Source organism: Vibrio ostreicida, assembly GCF_013074385.2.
Taxonomy (GTDB): domain Bacteria; phylum Pseudomonadota; class Gammaproteobacteria; order Enterobacterales; family Vibrionaceae; genus Vibrio; species Vibrio ostreicida.
This window is the reverse complement of sequence record NZ_JABEYA020000001.1, coordinates 412,939-431,854: the sequence shown is the minus strand read 5'-3', so window position 1 is coordinate 431,854 and position 18,916 is coordinate 412,939. Positions and strand designations below refer to the sequence as shown.

At 48.0% G+C, this 18,916-nt stretch carries 16 protein-coding genes; 8 read left to right on the top strand and 8 right to left on the bottom strand.

Going from position 1 to position 18,916, the window contains the following annotated elements:
• Nucleotides 1-13: 13 nt before the first annotated feature.
• Entirely contained in the window at nt 14-1,885 is a 1,872-nt protein-coding gene (locus HLM86_RS01950; RefSeq protein WP_170882096.1) for an MFS transporter, read from the top strand.
• 111 nt (nt 1,886-1,996) lie between these two features.
• Nucleotides 1,997-2,920 carry a YeiH family protein gene (locus HLM86_RS01945; RefSeq protein WP_076585157.1) on the top strand — a complete coding sequence of 308 codons (924 nt, stop codon included), beginning with the start codon at nt 1,997-1,999 and terminating at the stop codon, nt 2,918-2,920.
• On the opposite strand, the gene HLM86_RS01940 is transcribed toward HLM86_RS01945, so the two are convergent.
• The 7 genes from HLM86_RS01940 to HLM86_RS01910 form a co-directional block, all read right to left on the bottom strand.
• Entirely contained in the window at nt 2,917-3,090 is a 174-nt protein-coding gene (locus HLM86_RS01940; RefSeq protein WP_170882097.1) for a hypothetical protein, read from the bottom strand. The genes HLM86_RS01945 and HLM86_RS01940 overlap by 4 nt on opposite strands.
• 79 nt (nt 3,091-3,169) lie before the next feature.
• The gene (menE, locus tag HLM86_RS01935) at nt 3,170-4,597 is read right to left on the bottom strand and encodes an o-succinylbenzoate--CoA ligase (protein ID WP_254868733.1); all 1,428 of its coding nucleotides are present in this window, start codon (nt 4,595-4,597) and stop codon (nt 3,170-3,172) included.
• Entirely contained in the window at nt 4,594-5,580 is a 987-nt protein-coding gene (menC, locus tag HLM86_RS01930; protein WP_076585159.1) for an o-succinylbenzoate synthase, read from the bottom strand. Before menC ends, menE begins: the two co-directional genes overlap by 4 nt.
• 94 nt (nt 5,581-5,674) lie before the next feature.
• Nucleotides 5,675-6,541 carry a 1,4-dihydroxy-2-naphthoyl-CoA synthase gene (gene menB, locus HLM86_RS01925; RefSeq protein WP_076585161.1) on the bottom strand — a complete coding sequence of 289 codons (867 nt, stop codon included), beginning with the start codon at nt 6,539-6,541 and terminating at the stop codon, nt 5,675-5,677.
• Between the two features lie 28 nt (nt 6,542-6,569).
• The gene (menH, locus tag HLM86_RS01920; RefSeq protein ID WP_170882098.1) at nt 6,570-7,349 is read right to left on the bottom strand and encodes a 2-succinyl-6-hydroxy-2,4-cyclohexadiene-1-carboxylate synthase; all 780 of its coding nucleotides are present in this window, start codon (nt 7,347-7,349) and stop codon (nt 6,570-6,572) included.
• Nucleotides 7,339-9,045, bottom strand: a complete 1,707-nt coding sequence (gene menD, locus HLM86_RS01915; RefSeq protein WP_170882099.1) for a 2-succinyl-5-enolpyruvyl-6-hydroxy-3-cyclohexene-1-carboxylic-acid synthase — start codon at nt 9,043-9,045, stop codon at nt 7,339-7,341. The genes menH and menD overlap by 11 nt, the downstream gene beginning before the upstream one ends.
• Entirely contained in the window at nt 9,046-10,338 is a 1,293-nt protein-coding gene (locus HLM86_RS01910) for an isochorismate synthase (protein WP_076585167.1), read from the bottom strand.
• A 220-nt stretch (nt 10,339-10,558) separates the two neighbouring features.
• On the opposite strand from HLM86_RS01910, the gene HLM86_RS01905 reads away from it, so the two are divergent.
• From HLM86_RS01905 to HLM86_RS01890, 4 genes are all read left to right on the top strand, one after another.
• A complete protein-coding gene (locus HLM86_RS01905) occupies nt 10,559-11,773 on the top strand; it encodes a pyridoxal phosphate-dependent aminotransferase (RefSeq protein ID WP_076585169.1) in 1,215 nt (404 codons plus the stop codon).
• A 241-nt stretch (nt 11,774-12,014) separates the two neighbouring features.
• Entirely contained in the window at nt 12,015-12,623 is a 609-nt protein-coding gene (gene yfbR / locus HLM86_RS01900; RefSeq protein WP_076585171.1) for a 5'-deoxynucleotidase, read from the top strand.
• Between the two features lie 166 nt (nt 12,624-12,789).
• Nucleotides 12,790-13,620, top strand: coding sequence for a helix-turn-helix domain-containing protein (locus HLM86_RS01895; RefSeq protein ID WP_076585965.1), 831 nt, complete (start codon nt 12,790-12,792; stop codon nt 13,618-13,620).
• Between the two features lie 88 nt (nt 13,621-13,708).
• Complete coding sequence (locus HLM86_RS01890) at nt 13,709-15,040, top strand: MATE family efflux transporter (RefSeq protein WP_076585173.1); 1,332 nt, start codon at nt 13,709-13,711, stop codon at nt 15,038-15,040.
• 218 nt (nt 15,041-15,258) lie between these two features.
• Here the strand turns inward: HLM86_RS01890 and HLM86_RS01885 are convergent, their stop codons facing one another.
• Nucleotides 15,259-16,167, bottom strand: coding sequence for a LysR family transcriptional regulator (locus HLM86_RS01885; RefSeq protein WP_076585175.1), 909 nt, complete (start codon nt 16,165-16,167; stop codon nt 15,259-15,261).
• A gap of 123 nt (nt 16,168-16,290) precedes the next feature.
• On the opposite strand from HLM86_RS01885, the gene HLM86_RS01880 reads away from it, so the two are divergent.
• Both HLM86_RS01880 and HLM86_RS01875 read left to right on the top strand, forming a co-directional pair.
• Nucleotides 16,291-17,358, top strand: a complete 1,068-nt coding sequence (locus HLM86_RS01880; protein WP_076585177.1) for an HlyD family secretion protein — start codon at nt 16,291-16,293, stop codon at nt 17,356-17,358.
• 4 nt (nt 17,359-17,362) lie between these two features.
• Nucleotides 17,363-18,913 (top strand): DHA2 family efflux MFS transporter permease subunit, encoded by a 1,551-nt coding sequence (locus tag HLM86_RS01875; RefSeq protein ID WP_076585179.1) that lies wholly within the window; start codon nt 17,363-17,365, stop codon nt 18,911-18,913.
• The last annotated feature ends 3 nt before the right edge of the window (nt 18,914-18,916 follow it).

Here is an 18,916-nt window from a genome sequence, read left to right as displayed (position 1 = left end):
AATAGGGATACTCATGCCAAATCGCTCAACATCTTTGTTAACCCAAACACGGTTTTTGCCGTATTTCGTCACCCAGTTTTTCGGCGCGTTTAACGACAATATTTTCAAAAATGTGTTACTCCTTTTGGTGGCTTTTGCTGGCGCAGGCAGCTTGCCTATCTCAAGTAACCTTTTTATTAACCTCGCCGCCGGACTCTTTATCCTGCCCTTTTTTTTGTTTTCTGCCTCTGCCGGGGTATTGGCCGATAAATATGAAAAATCCGGCTTCATTCGCAAGGTCAAATTGGCTGAAATCGCTATCATGTGCCTTGGCGCAATCGGTTTTATCACCGAGAGCTACACCATTTTATTGATTCTGCTGTTTCTGATGGGAACGCAATCTGCCTTTTTTGGTCCCGTCAAATACGCCTTGTTACCGCAGCAGCTCAAACCACAAGAGCTGGTCTCTGGCAATGCTTTGGTTGAAACCGGCACCTTTCTGGCGATTCTTTTAGGCACGGTGGGTGCTGGGTTCATCGCCTCCTCTGAGTATTCAAAATACATTGCCGCCGTCGCTGTCGTGGTATTTTCATTGTGTGGTTACCTTGCCAGTCGCGCTATTCCACCTGCCTCTGCCAGCGCCCCAGATGTTGCCTTTCGCTGGCAACCAATACGCCAAACTCGTGACACAATGGCTATCGCCAAATCTGATCACACCATCTTTCAGGCTTTGTTGGCCATTAGTTGGTTCTGGTTTCTTGGCGCCGCCTACCTCACTCAGTTTCCCAACTTTACCAAACTGTATCTGAATGGCTCTGAAACGGCCGTCTCTTTTTTGCTCGCTTTGTTTTCTGTCGGTATCGCCATAGGTTCTCTGGCTTGTGATAAGCTCTCTCAACACAGAATTGAAATCGGCATCATGCCACTGGGTAGCCTTGGCATCAGTATTTTTGGTTGGACCATGGCCGCATCAGTGCCTGAAACCTTGCCCCAATTCGCCACGTTTTCCGAGTTTGTTGGCACCCCTCAACTTTGGCCTGTCTTCGCTTCTTTGCTCTTGCTGGGTGCATCCGGCGGCCTCTTTATTGTGCCGCTCTATGCGTTGATACAACACAGAGCCCCCATCACGCAACGGGCACAAGTGATCGCAGCTTTGAATATTTTCAACTCTTTGTTTATGGTCGGCAGCGCGATCATGGGCATTCTTTGCCTGACCTTGATCGGAATGAGCATCCCTGAGTTGTTTCTGCTGCTCGCAGTGCTGAATTTTTTGGTCTGTGTCGTACTTTTTATGCGGGTCCCCGTGTTTGCTGTGCGCTTTATTGTTTGGGTGCTCACCCATACCTTGTACCGAGTCAGACATAAAAACTTATCCTATCTGCCCGAAACAGGAGGGGCGTTGATTGTCTGCAACCACGTCAGTTACTTGGATGCACTTTTGCTCAGTGCTGTCAGCCCACGTTTGATTCGATTTGTGATGGAAGAAGACTACGCCAATCTGCCGCCACTACGTCGATTTCTCAAACGCGCAGGTGTCATCCCTATTTCTGCGACTAACCGCCGCTCGATTCGCTCCGCCTTCAGTGATATTAAACAAGCCCTTAATGACGGGCATCTGGTGTGTATTTTTCCCGAGGGAAGGCTCACCGACGATGGCGAATTGAATGACTTTATGCGCGGTATGGACCTTATTCTTCGACGCAGTCCAGTGCCAGTGGTCCCGATGGCTTTGAAAGGTCTCTGGGGCAGTTACTTCAGTCGTTATAAAGGACGTGCTTGCCAAGGTTTACCATCAAGATTCTGGTCAAAATTGGAAATCGAGGCAGGCAGGCCCGTGCCCTCTGATCAAGCCACGACCCAAATAATGCAGCATAAAGTCGCTGAATTGCGCGGGGACTGGAAGTAGTGGCATCAAGCATGCGTTCAAATTTATTGAACGCATGTTCAAACAAATCAACTCTACTTATCACCAGATGTCCACTAGAATTACTGCCTCTGTTCAATGTAATGTCGCACTATGACCCTGATTAAACCCTCACTCCTCTTTTGGCTCGCTGGAGCATTTTGTCTCACGCCTTATGTGACCTCACCGACCGCCTTGATTATTGGTTTCTTGCTGGCCTCTTTAGGGCTGGTCCCAACACAACTTAATCTGACCAAAGTCACCAAGAAACTCTTAGCCTGCTCTATTGTAGGTCTAGGGTTTGGGATTCAGTTCAACGAAGCTCTTGCGGTCACATCCGACGGAATGGGGCTGGTCGTTACCAGTATTTTTGCGACGCTATTGATTGGATGGTGGGCGGCTAAGGCCATAGGCTTAAATCCGACAATCGGATATTTGATATCGTCAGGGACAGCGATTTGTGGTGGGAGCGCTATTGCTGCGGTCTCTCCAGCAATCAAAGCCAATGATCAGCAAATCGGCTTGTCGCTAGCCACCGTTTTTGTGCTCAATTCTGTTGCGCTGTTTGTTTTCCCCGTTATTGGCCATGCTCTCAATCTCGACCAATATACCTTTGGTACTTGGGCAGCCATAGCAATACATGATACTTCCTCTGTTGTAGGAGCAGCCTCCGCCTATGGTGAAGAAGCCCTTACCACTGCCACCACACTCAAACTTGCACGAGCGTTGTGGATTATTCCCGTGACACTACTGAGCGCGTTTTTGTTCCGCAGCGAGAATAAGAAAGTCACGCTGCCATATTTTATTGTCTTTTACTGCGTTGCGATTGCAGTCAGTGATCTCTTGCCTCAATTCGACGTTATTTACCAAGGGATTTTCCAACTGGCCAAACAAGCTCTAGTGGTGTGTCTGTTCTTGATTGGCTGCGGTATTTCTGTCGAAAAACTCAAATCAGCAGGACCAAAACCATTGCTGTTCGGCATCGGCCTCTGGCTACTTATTTCGTCAGCCTCACTGGGTTGGTTAATACTCAGTTAATGGTCTTCTGACTCGATGGTGACCCGCTGTTTTTTGGGCTTTTTATGCATGAAAACCAAAGCAATCACTAAGGCAAACGCCGCAAGCTCAGATAAGGATCTCAGTAAGCCATCACTTTGGGTCGCAGTGACAACCTGTATGATTATCGCCACGATAATTGCCGCTTTCATTTGTGTCTTTTATCCCTGTCGACCTCTTTGAAACGTTATTATGAGATACGGCGTGACATTTGATAAATGCATATTTGGACTATGAAAGACCTAATTGAACTAGGGGGAACAGCGCAACCTTGTTATCGGCGGTGTCTAGCCATTCTTTTACCGCATGACGCGAGATTTTTCCGTCACTAGGAGAGAGAAAGGCCGGCATTTTATAATAAGCATCAGGCCATTTAAATTTGGCCAGTGTCGCGGAGAGAGAAGCTTCAATCTCTGTGATATCAAGCTCGGATTGACTGGCTATCACCGCTACAGGTCGATGACCAAACTGGGTGTTTATGATCGGAACCACGATCGATGCCGTCACCTCTGGAAGGGTATCCAACACAGTTTCAATTTCCTCACAATGTATATTTTCGCCCCCAGAGATGAACATATTATCAGCGCGTCCGATGATCTTAAGCTCATCACCGACCCACTTTCCCAAATCCCCAGTGTCGAACCAACCATCTTGTGTCAAAGGCCGAATTTGGCCTTGCTGATAGTAGCCAGATGCCAGTGTTTCCCCACCAACGAAAACGCGGCCTCGTTCAACTTTCACTTGACGATTGAGCAAAAGACTCCCGGAAGAGTCTATGCCATCAATCGGCTTGGCCGTCACAGTGGAGGCCGCTTCGGTCATACCATAACCCAGCCAGACACGGATGCCTTGACGGGCGAGACCCACACCGCAAGACATCGGTATCCGACTGCCACCAAGCAATACCTGTCGGAGTTTTAGGCCCGAGCGATCACTAACGAATCGATTAAGTTGTGTCGCAACCAACGAGGCATGAGTCACGTCAGCAAGATCATTCTCTAGATTGCCCGATGCCATGGTTAACGTCGCCCCGCAGTATAACCAGCGGTATAAGATTGCGAGTCCAGACACATGATACATAGGTAAACTTAACAGCCAGCTGTCTCCTTGCTGAAAAGGGAAGGAAGCCAACAATCCGCATGCGGATGCCAAATGTTGACGATGGGTATGCACGACCGCTTTTGGTTGTCCGGTTGAACCTGAGGTGAAAATGATTGAGGCAAGATTGTCCGGTCGATATAAAGAGGCCTTCGTCAAGGAGGCGTTGCAGTCTATCCTGAACGGTCTGGTGTTAGGGAGAGAGCAATCCGATTGAGTCCAAATGTTACGTATCTGATTTGGTGGATAGAGCGCCGATAATTTCCGTTCAAGTTCAAGGGGGGGGAGTGGCATAGTTAGGGCACATGCGACCCCCAGCTCAATACAAGCCAAATAGATCAACACCCCACCCAGCGTATTTTTTCCAATACAGGTCAGAATATCACCACGTTTGAGCCCCTGCTCACTGAGGCCAGCGGCTATCGCGTCGACTTCGCGTGCTAAGTCCGCCCAAGCGTAGTCTTGGTCTTGCGTGCGCAGCGCCCGTTGCCTTGGACAGAGCTCTGCCCATTGTTTCATGGGTGAACTCGGGGACCATCCATCCATCGGTGTTTCACTCATCCCTGCCACACCAACGCGTGTTCACTCAACCGAGAGATCGGTAAATCACAGCCCGGCCAAGGCTGTTCCAGTTGTTGCTCAAACAAGCCTATCGTGTCTAGGCCCGGTATTTCATCAGGAAGTTGCCACCGTGATAATCGCGCTAACTGAGTTAAGCCCAAGCTGGATTCAATGCTTGAACTGATAATGGGTTTGATCCCCAACGTTTTAGCGGACTCAATCAAGGCGATACAGCGCTCAACCGAACCCAGCAAGGTCGGTTTAATGATGATGGCTTTCGCACCGTTAAAGTCTTCCAGTGAGAAGTCTTCGTTACGAATCGAGTGTTGTAGTGTTTCATCCCATGCGATCGCAATACCGGTGTTAATTGCAAATGAAAAGCTATCACTAGGCGCATGGCAAGGCTCTTCAATAAAGGCTATTCGCTGGCGAAGCGATGGCGCCACTTTATCCGCAAACAGTTGAGCACTTTCAGCACTCCAAGCCCGATTGGCATCCAACCTCAGCATCAAATCGGGGATTGAATCAAGAAAGAGGCTGACCAATAAACCATCCCGTACTGGCTCATACAAGCCGACTTTGATCTTAGCCACTTTATTGCCCGGCATCTGATTCAATTTAGGCAGAAGTTCCTCTGGGTCCCCCGTGCATAATGGTGCCGCATAATAGCAGCCTTGTTCAGGCAGATGGCCTGCAAGTTCCAATTGCGCCATTGATACGCCAAATGCAACCGACGGATACAGCTCTGAACCATCGATCCCTTCGCCTCTTTGCCATGCGGTCAATTGCGTACGAAGCTGTTGGTATGCCTCATCCATACTCTCAAGACTCAACCCGGGTAAAGGCGCGACTTCGCCACGCCCCACACAACCATTATCTGTCAGTACCACCACAAAGCCTTCTCGTTCCTTGAGTCTTTGCTCTCTCAGTACCACTCCGCTGTCCATAGGCAGCTGGTAGCGATACAGTTTCGCTGTTCTCATCCTGTTCCCTTATTTCATTGGCGAGGCTTGTTTTATGAGGGCGGACACGCATTGAGTTATTTCCATTAAACCGCCACTGCCGACAAGCCCCACATCATGGATTCCGTGGGAATTTTTCAAATTCCGGTCGTCGTTTTTCATTAAACGCGTTTCGGCCTTCCTGCCCCTCTTGCGTCATGTAAAACATCATGGTCGCATTCCCTGCCAGTTCTTGTAGACCCGCCTGACCGTCACAATCTGCGTTTAACGCGGCCTTGAGGCAACGCAAAGCCATCGGGCTGTGCTGCAATATCTCGCGGCACCAACGAACCGTTTCTTGTTCCAGTTGTTCAAGCGGGACGACCGTATTCACCAAGCCCATCTCCAACGCTTCCTGAGCGTTGTAGAAACGGCACAAAAACCAGATTTCGCGCGCTTTTTTCTGCCCCACAATTCGGGCCATATAAGCGGCCCCCCATCCCCCATCAAAGGACCCCACTTTAGGACCAGTTTGACCAAACTGAGCATTATCGGCCGCGATACTCAAGTCACACATCATATGCAATACATGACCTCCCCCCACCGCCCAACCCGCCACAGAAGCAATCACGGGCTTGGGGCATGTCCGTATCTGACGCTGAAAATCCAGTACATTAAGGTGGTGCGTGCCAGATTCATCCTTATATCCGCCATAGTCACCACGTACTTTTTGGTCTCCTCCTGAACAAAATGCTTTGTCGCCAAGGCCCGTTAGGATAATTACCCCTATCCCTTCATCATAGCGTGCATTAGCAAGAGCACTCATCATTTCTTTCACCGTTTGAGGTCGAAACGCATTGCAGACCTGAGGGCGGGCGATCGTGATTTTAGCAATGCCCTCTGGCGATTTTTGATAGTCAATATCTTGGTATTCACCGCGACAATCATGCCAGTGAATTGGGGCGTATAATTGATGTTCAGATAGACCGACTGTCGTTGCCATAGTAATTCCTGCCGTTAATGTACTCGGCTCAAAAGAGCCGCAAAAGTTGAGATTGAATAATGTTCGCAAACGCTTGTGGCTGTTCACGATGGACATTATGACCCGCGTGTCTGACCCGACTAAAAGCCAAACCACCTTGTTCAATGAGATGACGAAATTTCCGGTCCTTTTCTCCACAAATACAATGGACAAGGAGATCCGTGCCGACCAACCAATCGAGTAGGGCTTCCTGTTTGGCTAGCGTAGTCGCCATCAACATGCTCGCAACACCATCACCGACATTAACCGCGCGCTCACGAATCAGGCTTTGTCGTTGTTGATCATTAAGTGAATCAAATACCGGTTGTTGATACCAATCCGCTAACACGTGTTCCATCGGCTCGTTAGAAAAACGCTTTGCCCATTGCGCATCACTGCACAGACGGATGCGTTTGTCGGTGTGGTTACTCAGCCCAAAATGCCCACCTTCAAGAATAAGGCCTCGAATGTTTAGAGCGGAAAAATACCCTTGTGCCACTCCGGTCATGGCTACCCTTGCCCCCAGAGAGTAGCCCACAAGCATAATAGGCGGCTGATGCGGAAATTGGTTCGATACCGTCGCCGTTATGTTGTCGCAACAGGTTTTAAAATCAGCGCAATGGATTGACTGGCTGTGACCATGACCCGGTAAATCGATACAGACTATTGGGTAGTCACGCAGCGTATTTAGGCATAATGTCCAGTCCTCACCACTACCAAGAAAACCATGTAAAAACACGATGAGGGGCCGCGGTGCCTGATCCGGATGATAGCAGAGACTAAAAAGCATCAAGCTGTTCAACAATCTGTTTAAGTTGTGAAGCCGCCTGTCCGCTAGGTGTCTGCACCTCAACCACCATAGCACCCTCGCCGTCACGCAGGTGAGTCTCTAAAACAACTCGGTATTGATTGAGCGTATAAGCCAGCTGATAACCAAGCTTGAATTGCTCGGCAGCACACTTAAAATCATAGCCGTGGGGCCGTTGATAGAACGTTGCCTTGTTCTGCTCTGGGACCGGCAGTAAGTCAAAAATCGCCCCCCCATCATTGTTGATCACCACCAATACAACTGGCGTTTTTTGCCCACTGAACAAGGCCAGCGAATTGAGGTCGTACAGCAATGAGGTGTCGCCAATATAGATCACCGTCGGTTGCACTGAGTGACGGGCAACCCCTGCGGCAGTTGCCACCAAACCATCAATACCTGAGGCGCCACGATTACTGTAACTGTCCACGCCTTTCAGACAGCCGAACATATCCACTAAACGTACAAACAGGCTGTTGCCCAAAAACACTTGCGTGTCCTTAGGTAAATACCGCAATGTCAAGGCAAGGCCGATTTCCGTCAATGCCTCACCGATCAGCACCTGAGTCAGGCACGCTGTGTTTTCACTGTAATACTGAAGCGCTTCCCCCCATCCACGGGATAGCGCCTTTTTGGCCTTAACCATGAGCCCTTCAACCCAGTCTTCAATCTGACAAAGGTGATGGTGCTGAGGTAAGTGACTCGGATTGTTGCGTTCTAGGTGCGGCGAAACATAGTGATACTCTGCATGACCGTCTTCAACCTGCGAGGCCACCCATTGGCAAAGACGTTTGGAAATCAGCCTCGAACCAAACTGAATAATCACATCACATTGACGCATGATGGTCTGGGCCGCAGGATTTTTCAGCCACAAATCATAGTGTGCCCATGGAGAAGAAAGCCCAGATTGGGGATCGCACAAGTAGGGCCAGCCCAACTCAATAGCCAGCATTCTGGCTTGCTCAGCTTCCTGTCGCGAGGTGCTGCCAATGATAATCAGCCCCTTCTGGGCGATGAGTGCATCGGGCAGACCACTCGTTGCAAGCCGCAAACCGGATTGGGTCGACCATGCTTGTCCAGATTGTTTCCATTGCTCGATACACGCCAGATAATCCTGAAAGACCGTGTGTGATTCTGAGCTATAAAGTGGCTCAGGAAATGGACAATTAATATGGATGGGCCCCCCTTTGAGCGCTTGCTCGGTCATCAACTGGTCAATCGAAGTCAGCAACCATTTTAGCGGTATCTCCGCACTGGGGCTCGGCAAGTTAAGGCTGGCGGTAACCTGATTCGAATATAAACCCGTTTGGACAATGGCCTGATTGGCCCCACAGTCGATCAACTCTATCGGTCGGTCTGCTGTGAGAAGCACCAGTTTCTCTCCCGTTAAACGGGCTTCTGCAACCGCAGGGAGTAAATTGGCTACCGCGGTGCCAGAGGTCACGATGAGTGCAACAGGACGCTGGCTGGCTTTCGCTAAACCCAAGGCAAGAAAGCCGAGTCCACGCTCGTCAAAATGACCATGTAGCTTGAACTGACGGTGTGCTTGTGCCTCCAAGATCAGTGGCGTTGAGCGCGAACCCGGAGCAAAGCACACGTCGTTTACGCCTAAACGCCCCAGTTCCTCCAACATGATCTGACACCAAATACGATTTAAAATTGCCCGATGTGTGACTCGCATTTATGAGGCGACTCCTAAACGTGGAAGATCCACCATCAATGACAGCAGGGTTGACAGTTTTTTGTCCAGTTCTTGCCACTCACTGTTCGCCTCAGAACCGTGGACAATCCCAGCACCAGCAAAGAGATGAATCTGATTTTCAAGCACCAGTGCGCTGCGAATCGCCACACAAAACTGCGCACTCTGTTCACGGACGTAACCCATTGAACCCGCATACCACCCACGCGAAAAGGGCTCATTTTTTCGAATGAAATCCATCGCAGCATCACGAGGTAAACCCGCCACGGCCGCGGTAGGCTGTAACGCTGTTAGTAACGGTAACACTTTTATTCCCGGCTTGAGGCGAGCACGGATATGACGTTTAAGATGCTGCACTTGGCGCAACCTGACTAAGCTGACTTCCTGCTCGACATCGACCTGATCTGAATAAGGTCTGAGCCGTTGAATAATGTCATCGACCACGTACTGATTTTCATCGAGGTTCTTGTGGTCATGGCACAACCAGTGCGCCAACGCCATGTCCTCATTGGTCCCCTGACCGCGTCCTGCGGTTCCGGCGAGTGCTTCTGTCAGCAAGTCTTGGCCTTCGCACGCATACAAGCGCTCTGGTGTCGATCCAAGAAAGCTGCACCTTGGGTTAAGCACCAACATAAAGTGGAAGCTATTCTGGTTATTGACATAGCTGGCCTTGAGCAATTGAGCGGCGCTCACGGGGGTATCCAGTTCAACATAGGTTTTCCTTGCCAGTACCACCTTGTCTAATTGATCATTGTCGATATCAGCCAATGCCTTATCCACCAAACGAGACCAGTGTGTTCTATCCGGCACATGCCGTAGCGATTTAATCTGGCCCGACATTGGAGCCAGTCCTCCTGCATGACCAACCAAGGTTTGCAGCGCCTTAACTGTCCGCTGTTTGTCCGCGCTAATATTGACCGCCAATACAACATGTTTCTCACACCGAATCAGCTCAATAAGTGGCAAGAAAAAGAACGATGAGGTTTCATTGTCACTATCAAAAGGACGCCCACCCCAAATACGTTGGTCGCCACTGACGATCGTGCTGGCGAGTTCGGATTCAGTAAAGGTAGCCATGTGCCCCAACGCGACCACTTCCTCTCCAGCATCTCGTGATTGCCAGTAAAACTTAGGAAACAACGGCTGACTGTCCATCCAGTCTATGTAGGTAAAATCGGGACACAGCGCCACCGACTCGACCTCTCGATGTGCTCCGACTTCGGCGGTTTTTACGCGCGCAATCAGCTCAGTTACTGCTTGGTCAAAATTCAACAAATCAGCCCCGCCTTGGATATGAAATTTGCCTCATTTTAGATCGTTGCTCAATTTATTGACCCTATCCAGATCAAAGTTGTAGCCCATATTTCCCCACATTCTTTAACCCCAACCGCTAGGGTCATGAGTAAAAAAGCACATTAATTCAGTTTTTTATTCTAACGATGCCCTTTTTGTTGTATTTTAATAAAGGAATTCAATTATTTTTAGGTTTTAAGTAATGCAAAATATCGGGATGTCGTCAAAACTCGATAATGTCTGCTACGACATTAGGGGTCCTGTACTCAAACATGCTAAGCGTATGGAGGAAGAGGGGCATAAAATACTGAAATTGAACATCGGTAACCCTGCTCCTTTTGGCTTTGACGCTCCAGATGAAATTTTGGTCGATGTGATCCGTAATTTGCCCACTTCCCAAGGCTATTGTGATTCAAAAGGTATTTACTCCGCTCGTAAAGCGGTGGTCCAACATTATCAGCGCAAAGGGATTCTTTCTTTGGATGTTGAAGATGTTTATATTGGCAATGGGGCATCTGAGTTAATCGTTATGGCGATGCAAGCCTTACTGAATAACGGCGACGAGATGCTGGTACCGGCTCCTGACTACCCACTGTGGACGGCCTCCGTCTCCTTATCTGGTGGCAAAGCCGTCCATTACATTTGTGATGAACAGGCAGACTGGTATCCAGATCTTGATGACATACGTAAAAAAATCACCGCCAATACGCGGGGGATTGTTTTAATCAACCCCAACAACCCCACTGGTGCAGTGTATAGCCGAGATTTTCTGCTCGAAGTGGTCGAAATAGCGCGGCAGAATAATCTGATTATTTTTGCTGATGAGATTTATGACAAAGTGCTGTACGACGGAGCAACGCATACCTCAATCGCCACCTTGACCGATGACGTAATGGTCGTCACCTTTAACGGTCTATCGAAAGCATATCGAGTCTGTGGTTTTCGCGGGGGCTGGATGTTCCTCACTGGTCCAAAACACATCGCTCAGGGCTACGTCAACGGCCTAGACATGCTAGCCTCAATGCGTTTGTGTGCCAATGTGCCGATGCAGCATGCAATCCAGACCGCACTCGGCGGCTACCAAAGTATTAACGAGCTCATTTTACCCGGCGGCCGGCTTCTAGAGCAGCGTGATCGCGCCTTCGACTTGATTACTCAAATCCCTGGGATCTCGTGCGTTAAACCCAAAGGGGCGATGTACCTGTTCCCGAAAATCGATACCAAGATGTACAATATCAAAGACGATCAAAAAATGGTGCTCGACTTTTTGATTCAGGAGAAAGTCCTACTGGTACAAGGCTCTGGCTTCAACTGGCACAAACCTGACCATTTCCGAATTGTGACTCTACCTCATGTCGAAGATTTGGAAATAGCCATTGGCCGATTTGAACGATTTTTGACCACCTACAGCCAATAGTGCCAACCAGAGCCTAACAAGCACGCGAGTAACAAGCCGGTCTTTGCGAGAATACAGGTTCAAGGCAAGCGCTCAACCTCTTTAAGGAGTGAGGGTGCTTTCGCTTTAAAGCAGAGCCTGCCTATTTTGTCGAATAGGTTTCGTGTTATCACACCTTGGATCACCCGCTAATGATACGCTAGTAATGGCTGACCATTTTTCATATGCTTAGCAAACGTAGCATCAATTGGGGATCTTGGGGATGACTGACACCACCAATAAGCAAAGTACATTCATGGCTTGGGTAACAAGAATGCCCCTCATAAAACGTTGGGCACTGATGCACTGTTTTCAGGAAGAGAATGTCTCTGAACATTCTCATCAGGTTTCCGTTATTGCTCACCTTCTGACTGTCATCAAAAATAGGCGCCATGGCGGAAACCTAAACCCAGAAAGAGCGGCTGTCATTGCCATTTATCATGAAATTTCGGAAACCAAGCTGCAAGATATGAATTCAAAAACAAAGTATCATAGCCCCGAATTCACCGCCGCCTTCAAAAAGCTTGAAGATATCGCCGAACAAGAATGTTTAGACACTTTACCCGAAGATTTGCGTGAGGAATTCTCAGGTTTGCTGGTCCAAAAAAATGTCGCCACTGAGTACAAAGCGATTGTGAAAGCCGCCGATATCCTCGCGGCCTACATCAAAACCTTGAATGAACTGCGCTTCAACAACGATGAATTTTTGCACGTCAAAGAGGGATTAGATTCAAGAATTGAAACCCTGATTGAAACCATGCCCGAAGTAAAAGATTTTATGGACATATTTTGTGACAGCTGTACAACGACCTTTGACAAAATTTCGGGATAAATCAAACACGGTGAGCCCTGACAATTGCAGCCACCACTCATTCAGCCCGAGGTTTATTTCTGAGGGTCGAAAGCGCCAACTCTCATCAAAGTTGGCCACAAATCCCCTGCCATACTGTACTCAATCACCGCCTAGAGTATAAATCGATAAGTAATCAAAGGCCTTGATAGTGACTCAAATCAAACCCATACAAATGCGATTGGAACAACTGTGTAAAGTCATCGACAGCCCTGTCGATAATGATGAGACCTACTCTTTGCCTCACCGTCATGACTATTGGGAAATCATTTGGTGCTTGGATGACATTGGACAGCAAAACATCGATTTTGTTGAGTATCCACATAAAGTTGGACGTTTTTTTACCATCGCGCCAGGGCAAGTCCACAAGCCGTCTCCAAGCAGTCACAATGTCCGTTTGTTGGCTTTTTCTGTTGGTTTCATCGATGTCAGTATGCGAACAACGTCATTCGTCAAGCACCTGTTTTCTAGTCAGGATCTCAGTTCTCCATACTTGGATTGTGACTTGGAGGGGCACAAATACTTACTTCAACTGTTTAACCTCATGAAGGAGGAATACCTCAAACAACCCTGTGACTGGGCTCTGCTTGAGTCGTTAACCAGTAGTTTCTTACGGTACTTACTTCGTTTTTCTCACCGCGATGAAAGCCCGATGGAAGAACGCGACCCTAGAATAAATCAAGTAATTGATTTAATTGAACAATACTACAAGAAGCAGAAGAATTGTTTGTTTTATGCCGATAAGCTTTGTATTACCAATAAACGCCTCAATGAAATTGTCCATTTGGCCTTAGGCAAAACCGTGACGCAGTTAATTCATGACCGAATTATTCTCGAAGCCAACCGTGACCTCGCATTCTCTCGCAAAACGATTAAGACGATTGCTCATGATTTGGGTTTTTCAGATACCGCTTATTTCAGTCGCTTCTTTCGAAAAAACATGAACACATCCCCGACTCAATTTCGGTCAAGACGTTAAAATAGTACCGTATAATAACCAGATAATCCCTTTAATATAGTCATTAATGTTCTGATAATACCGGAAAACAATATTCTGGTGTCAACAGATGAATATCAACTTAAACACAGACCTCATTTCAAAATCCTTTTATCAGTACCTCTGGCCCGCCTTGACTGGCATGGTGATTAAATCGCTTTTTATCATCAGTGATGGCTGGTTCGTTTCACAACAAGTCGGCGCAGATGGGCTCGGTGCGCTGTCATTGGTTCTGCCTCTGTTTTCAGGTTTTACCGCCATTGCAATGATGATTGGCGTGGGTGGCGCCGCTCGAATGTCGATTGAATTGGGCCAAGGGCATCAGCAATCTGGCCAAGCTTGGTTCAATCAATCGTTGCTGATAGTCATACTGACTTCAACAACCGGCGTCGTATTGGGGATGATTTTTCTAAACCAAATCATCGCCATGATGGGGGCAAAAGGCGATATGGCAACGCTGGTCTATGACTTCTTGATCGTGTTGATGCCATTTTTAATTTTTTACGCTGTGGGTTGGGTTTTATCGTGTTTTGTACGTAATGACGCAAATCCAAAGTTAGCAACCTATGCGATGTCAATCGGCGCTATGACCAACCTGATCCTCGATTACATTTTGATCATCAAACTTGATATGGGTATGCAGGGGGCTGCCATTGCGACTTCCATCGCACAAGTTATTATTTTTCTGATTTTGCTGAGCCATTTTACACGTAAGCAAGGCGCTCTCCGTTTAGGCCTTAGCCGTGTAGAACTCACTAAAATAAAAGATATTTTCAGTTTAGGGATGCCCACTTTTTTTATTGAAGTCACGGCTGCGATGACCCTATTATTATTTAACTATGTGCTCTTAAATCAGTTTGGTGAAAAGCATATTATCGCTTACGGTTTGACTTCCAACATTGGTATCTTTGCTCTCTTTGTTATGGTCGGTATTGCTCAAGCTTGCCAACCCATTATAAGCTTCAATCATGGTGCGAAACATCTCTCCAACATTGATCAAACCCTCTCTTTAGGTTTAAAAGCTGCGATAGGCAGTGGGTTGGTTTTCCTCCTATTGATTTGGTCTATGGCGCCCCATATTGCCACCTGGTATTTCAGTGGTGATGAAGCCCTGATCATACTCGCGGCCAAAGCCTTAAGCCTCTTCTTTTTAGGCGTACCTCTTATGGGGTTTAATATGGTTATTGCGAATTTATTTCAAGCCATTGCCAAACCTAAGCAGGCAACTCTCATCTCTGTGAGTCGTGGATTTATGTTTGTGGTCATCGGCGTTTTAACCTTACCCCAACTTTTTCCTGACAATGGCATTTGGAGCAGTATCGTGTTTGCCGAAACGTTAACCGCGCTCATCAGCCTCAGTATGCTTATTCATTATCGACATAGGAGAGCCGCACTGACGTAATGCCATTCTCACGCGTGCCTATAATGCCAAGGTTTGCGTAGAGACCATCAGCAGTTTGATAATACGTTGAAGGTCCATCGCGACCAAGCCGAGCATCGCTCAAGCCCTTTGCACCGCAAGATCCGCCGCTGAATGTTCATGTCATCCCTGAGTCTAAACAACAACCCACTTACGGGCTAGAGGCCATTTTATTCTGCGCCGTTTAGCTCGGGATGAGATCAGCCAACGGCCGGATATTGCTGTTGAAAAGCGTTTAGCAAGTGATCAATGAACCTCTTTTTGCGTTGTGGCATCAGCTGGCGATCTGCGTAAACCAAACTGACCTCGACGTCAGGCATAGCATAATCCGGCAATAAACGGACCAATTGCCCAGAGTGAAAATGTTCAGTACAAATAAACTCAGGCAGTACTGCTATCCCCAGCCCATCTAGGCAGGCTTTCAGGCAAGCCGTGATGGTATTGACCCGCAACTGATGAGGTAAATTGAGCTGATGAGGGACTTCCCCGTCCCGTTGTAAGTGCCATTGCGGTAAACGCGCCGCTTTATTCACTATTTCTATCAACTGATGGGGCAATTTCAAATCTTGATGGTGCTTGATTTCGCCAAATTTTTCGAGATAATCAGGGCTCGCAACTAAAGCACGTTCTGAAAAGGTTAGATGCCTTGAAATCAGGTTTGAGTCACCTAGCTCACCGATTTGCGCATAAAGATCAATGCCTTCGGCAATAATGTCCACCTCTCTGTTGGTCAGTTCCAGATTCATGGTCACATTGGGGTATTGTTGTAAAAATTGATGGATATAACCACTTAAGACTTGGTGACCAAGTTCAACAGGTAACACCACTTTCAACGGGCCTCTCACCAAATCTTGGTGAGCGCTGACTTCAAGTTCAGCCTGATTCAACGACTCCAGTGCATGCAGGCTTGATTGATAGAAACGTTCCCCCTCTGGCGTCAGAACTAAGCTGCGTGTCGAACGAGTGATCAATCTCACTCCTAAATGCTGTTCTAGCTCCGATAATTTGCGACTCACGGTCGATTTAGTCATGCTCAGTGCTTCCGCTGCATGCGTAAAGCTACTGCATTCAACCACCTGTACAAAAACGGTTATGGCATTTAAATCCATCGTATTATCCCTCCGCGGATTGAATCTATTTTTGCAACAGTGTTTTCAGTTTTTCCTATCTTATCAACTAATGTGAATCGTTTACAATTCGTTACCATCACTTTCCACCGTTAAGAACACGCCATGGCCGATACTGAAACTTCATCAACCGTTAAATCCCCCCTCCTAAAACGTTATAAAGCCCCATTCATCGCCACTGCCATTATGTTGTGTCTCGGCTTAGTTGGCGGCAGTTACTGGTGGAATTACGGTCAGTATTTTGAGTCTACCGACAACGCTTACTTACAAGGGGACATCACCAGTATTAGCCCCAAAGTATCCGGTTACATCGTCAAGTCTTACATCAGTGATAATCAGACTGTTAAGCAAGGTGAACTCCTCGTACAAATCGACGACAGGGACTATCAAACCGCACTAGAACAAGCCAGTGCCCATCTCAAGGTCGCGCAAGCGAGCGAAAAAAACTTAGTCGCCCAGCAAACGCTGCAGCGTAGCCAAATTGACCAAGCCAAGAGTCAGGTCGATTCAGCACAAGCGGAATACGACCGAGCGATCCAGCAAGTCGCGCGTTCTCGCAGCCTGCTAAAACGTAATTATGCGTCTCAGGATGAAGTCGATAGCCGGCTAGCTCAACAAAAAGTCACGCTTGCTCAACTGGACGAAGCCAAAGCCAACCTCGTTGCTGCTTACGATCAGTTGAAGGTCATCGCCAGTGAAATGGAACAAGCTCAGGCCTCGGTCACAGAAGCACGGGCACAGCAAAAACAAGCCCAGCTGAATTTGGATTACACCAAAATCTACGCCCCTGCAGATGGCGTGATTGGTAAGCGCAGTGTGCGCGATGGACTGCTGGTTCAGGCGGGTACGCCTTTAATGAGTTTGGTGCCTGATAATGGCGTTTGGATAGAAGCAAACTTTAAAGAAACTCAGATAAGTGGCATCCACACTGGACAACCCGTCACCATTACACTCGATGCCTTACCCGGTGAATCCCTTGGCGGTATCGTCGATAGTTTTTCACCCGCGACCGGAGCAAAGTTTGCCTTGTTGCCACCGGAGAATGCCACAGGTAACTTCACCAAAATCGTTCAGCGGGTTCCCGTTAAAATTGTGATACCGAATCAAGATCAATTCGCTGGCCGATTACTCCCAGGACTCTCGGTGGTCGCGACGATAGATACGCGGGGCTAACCTCATGGCCAGCGTCGCTGTTATCAGCCCAAATGAACAAGAGCAAACCGTCCCAATTCGTCACTGGATTGCATTATGTGGCGGGTTGATTGGTGCCTTTATGGCGATTTTGGATATCCAAATCACCAACTCGTCTCTTAAAGACATTCAAGGCGCCCTCTCTGCTACATTGGACGAAAGTTCTTGGATTTCTACGTCTTATCTTGTTGCCGAGATGATCGCGATCCCTTTGAGTGGATGGCTATCGCAAGCATTGGGCAAACGTCGTTATCTGATCTGGACGACCCTTGCCTTTACGCTATCGTCGTTGTTGTGCTCATTTTCATGGAATATGACCTCTATGATCGTGTTCCGCGCGATGCAAGGCTTTAGTGGTGGCGCGCTCATTCCCCTCGCCTTTTCGTTGGTTATTCAACTTCTACCCATTCATAAACGCGCTGTCGGTATGGCTCTCTTTGGCATCACAGCGACCTTTGCGCCTTCGATTGGCCCGACATTTGGGGGTTGGTTAACGGAAAATCTGTCGTGGCACTACATCTTCTACATCAATATTCCACCAGCATTGCTGGTGATCGCTATGATTCGCTACGGTTTGTCAGACCAACCCGTCAAGCTTTCAATACTTAAAAAAGCCGATTTCTTCGGTATCTTAACGATGGCTTTAGGTCTCGGCTGCCTTGAAGTAGTGCTAGAGGAAGGCAACCGTGAAGAATGGTTCAGTTCACGCTTTATCATGACTCTGAGTATTCTCTCCGCAGTTAGCCTAGTTTACTTTGTCATCAACGAGCTGCGCCATAAATCCCCTCTAGTGAACTTGCGCTTGCTGCGCGATCGTCAATTCGCAATGTCGTGCCTTGCTTACCTGATTCTGGGGATGGCATTGCTGGGCTCTATCTACGTTTTGCCAATGTATCTCACTCAGATCCAGCAGTACAACGCGATGGAAATTGGGGAGGTTTTAATGTGGATGGGGCTTCCTCAGTTACTGATTTTCCCTTTAGTACCGAAACTCACCCAAGTCATAAAACCCAAATACCTGGTGACGTTCGGTTTCGCAATGTTTGGCCTAAGTTGTTACGTCAATACTCATATGACAATCGATTTTGGTGGGCAGCAACTGATCTTATCCATGGTACTCCGAGCCATCGGTAGCCCTTTTATTATGGTACCTTTATCTCTGGTCGCGATGAAAAACATCAGCAAAATAGAAACGCCCGATGCCTCAACCCTGACCAATGTGATGCGCAACTTAGGCGGCGCATTCAGCATCGCGATCATTGCCACATTACTCGATAATAAAACGCGTGAACACTTAGCGCACATCAAAGAAACACTCCCGACGGTAAGTCAACTTGGGTGGCAAACCCTTCATCAGCAACAGGCTTTGTTTATTCAAGCGGGCAGTGATGCCGTCACCGCGATGCAACAAGCTCAGGCAAGCCTACTGGCGACCATGCAGCGCGATGCTGCGATCATGGCCTACAACGATGTCTTTCTGATGATGACGGCTTTCCTCGCGGGCGCAGCAGTACTGATTCTAAGTATGGACGACTAATAC

Coding starts and splice junctions, on each gene's coding strand:
- HLM86_RS01945 (WP_076585157.1), top strand. CDS start 1,997: ATGACCCTGATTAAACCCTCACTCCTCTTTTGGCTCGCTGGAGCATTT.
- HLM86_RS01890 (WP_076585173.1), top strand. CDS start 13,709: ATGAATATCAACTTAAACACAGACCTCATTTCAAAATCCTTTTATCAG.
- HLM86_RS01950 (WP_170882096.1), top strand. CDS start 14: ATGCCAAATCGCTCAACATCTTTGTTAACCCAAACACGGTTTTTGCCG.
- menB (WP_076585161.1), bottom strand. CDS start 6,541: ATGGCAACGACAGTCGGTCTATCTGAACATCAATTATACGCCCCAATT.
- yfbR (WP_076585171.1), top strand. CDS start 12,015: ATGACTGACACCACCAATAAGCAAAGTACATTCATGGCTTGGGTAACA.
- menD (WP_170882099.1), bottom strand. CDS start 9,045: ATGCGAGTCACACATCGGGCAATTTTAAATCGTATTTGGTGTCAGATC.
- HLM86_RS01875 (WP_076585179.1), top strand. CDS start 17,363: ATGGCCAGCGTCGCTGTTATCAGCCCAAATGAACAAGAGCAAACCGTC.
- menE (WP_254868733.1), bottom strand. CDS start 4,597: ATGAGTGAAACACCGATGGATGGATGGTCCCCGAGTTCACCCATGAAA.
- HLM86_RS01880 (WP_076585177.1), top strand. CDS start 16,291: ATGGCCGATACTGAAACTTCATCAACCGTTAAATCCCCCCTCCTAAAA.
- HLM86_RS01885 (WP_076585175.1), bottom strand. CDS start 16,167: ATGGATTTAAATGCCATAACCGTTTTTGTACAGGTGGTTGAATGCAGT.
- HLM86_RS01940 (WP_170882097.1), bottom strand. CDS start 3,090: ATGAAAGCGGCAATTATCGTGGCGATAATCATACAGGTTGTCACTGCG.
- HLM86_RS01905 (WP_076585169.1), top strand. CDS start 10,559: ATGCAAAATATCGGGATGTCGTCAAAACTCGATAATGTCTGCTACGAC.
- menH (WP_170882098.1), bottom strand. CDS start 7,349: ATGCTTTTTAGTCTCTGCTATCATCCGGATCAGGCACCGCGGCCCCTC.
- menC (WP_076585159.1), bottom strand. CDS start 5,580: ATGAGAACAGCGAAACTGTATCGCTACCAGCTGCCTATGGACAGCGGA.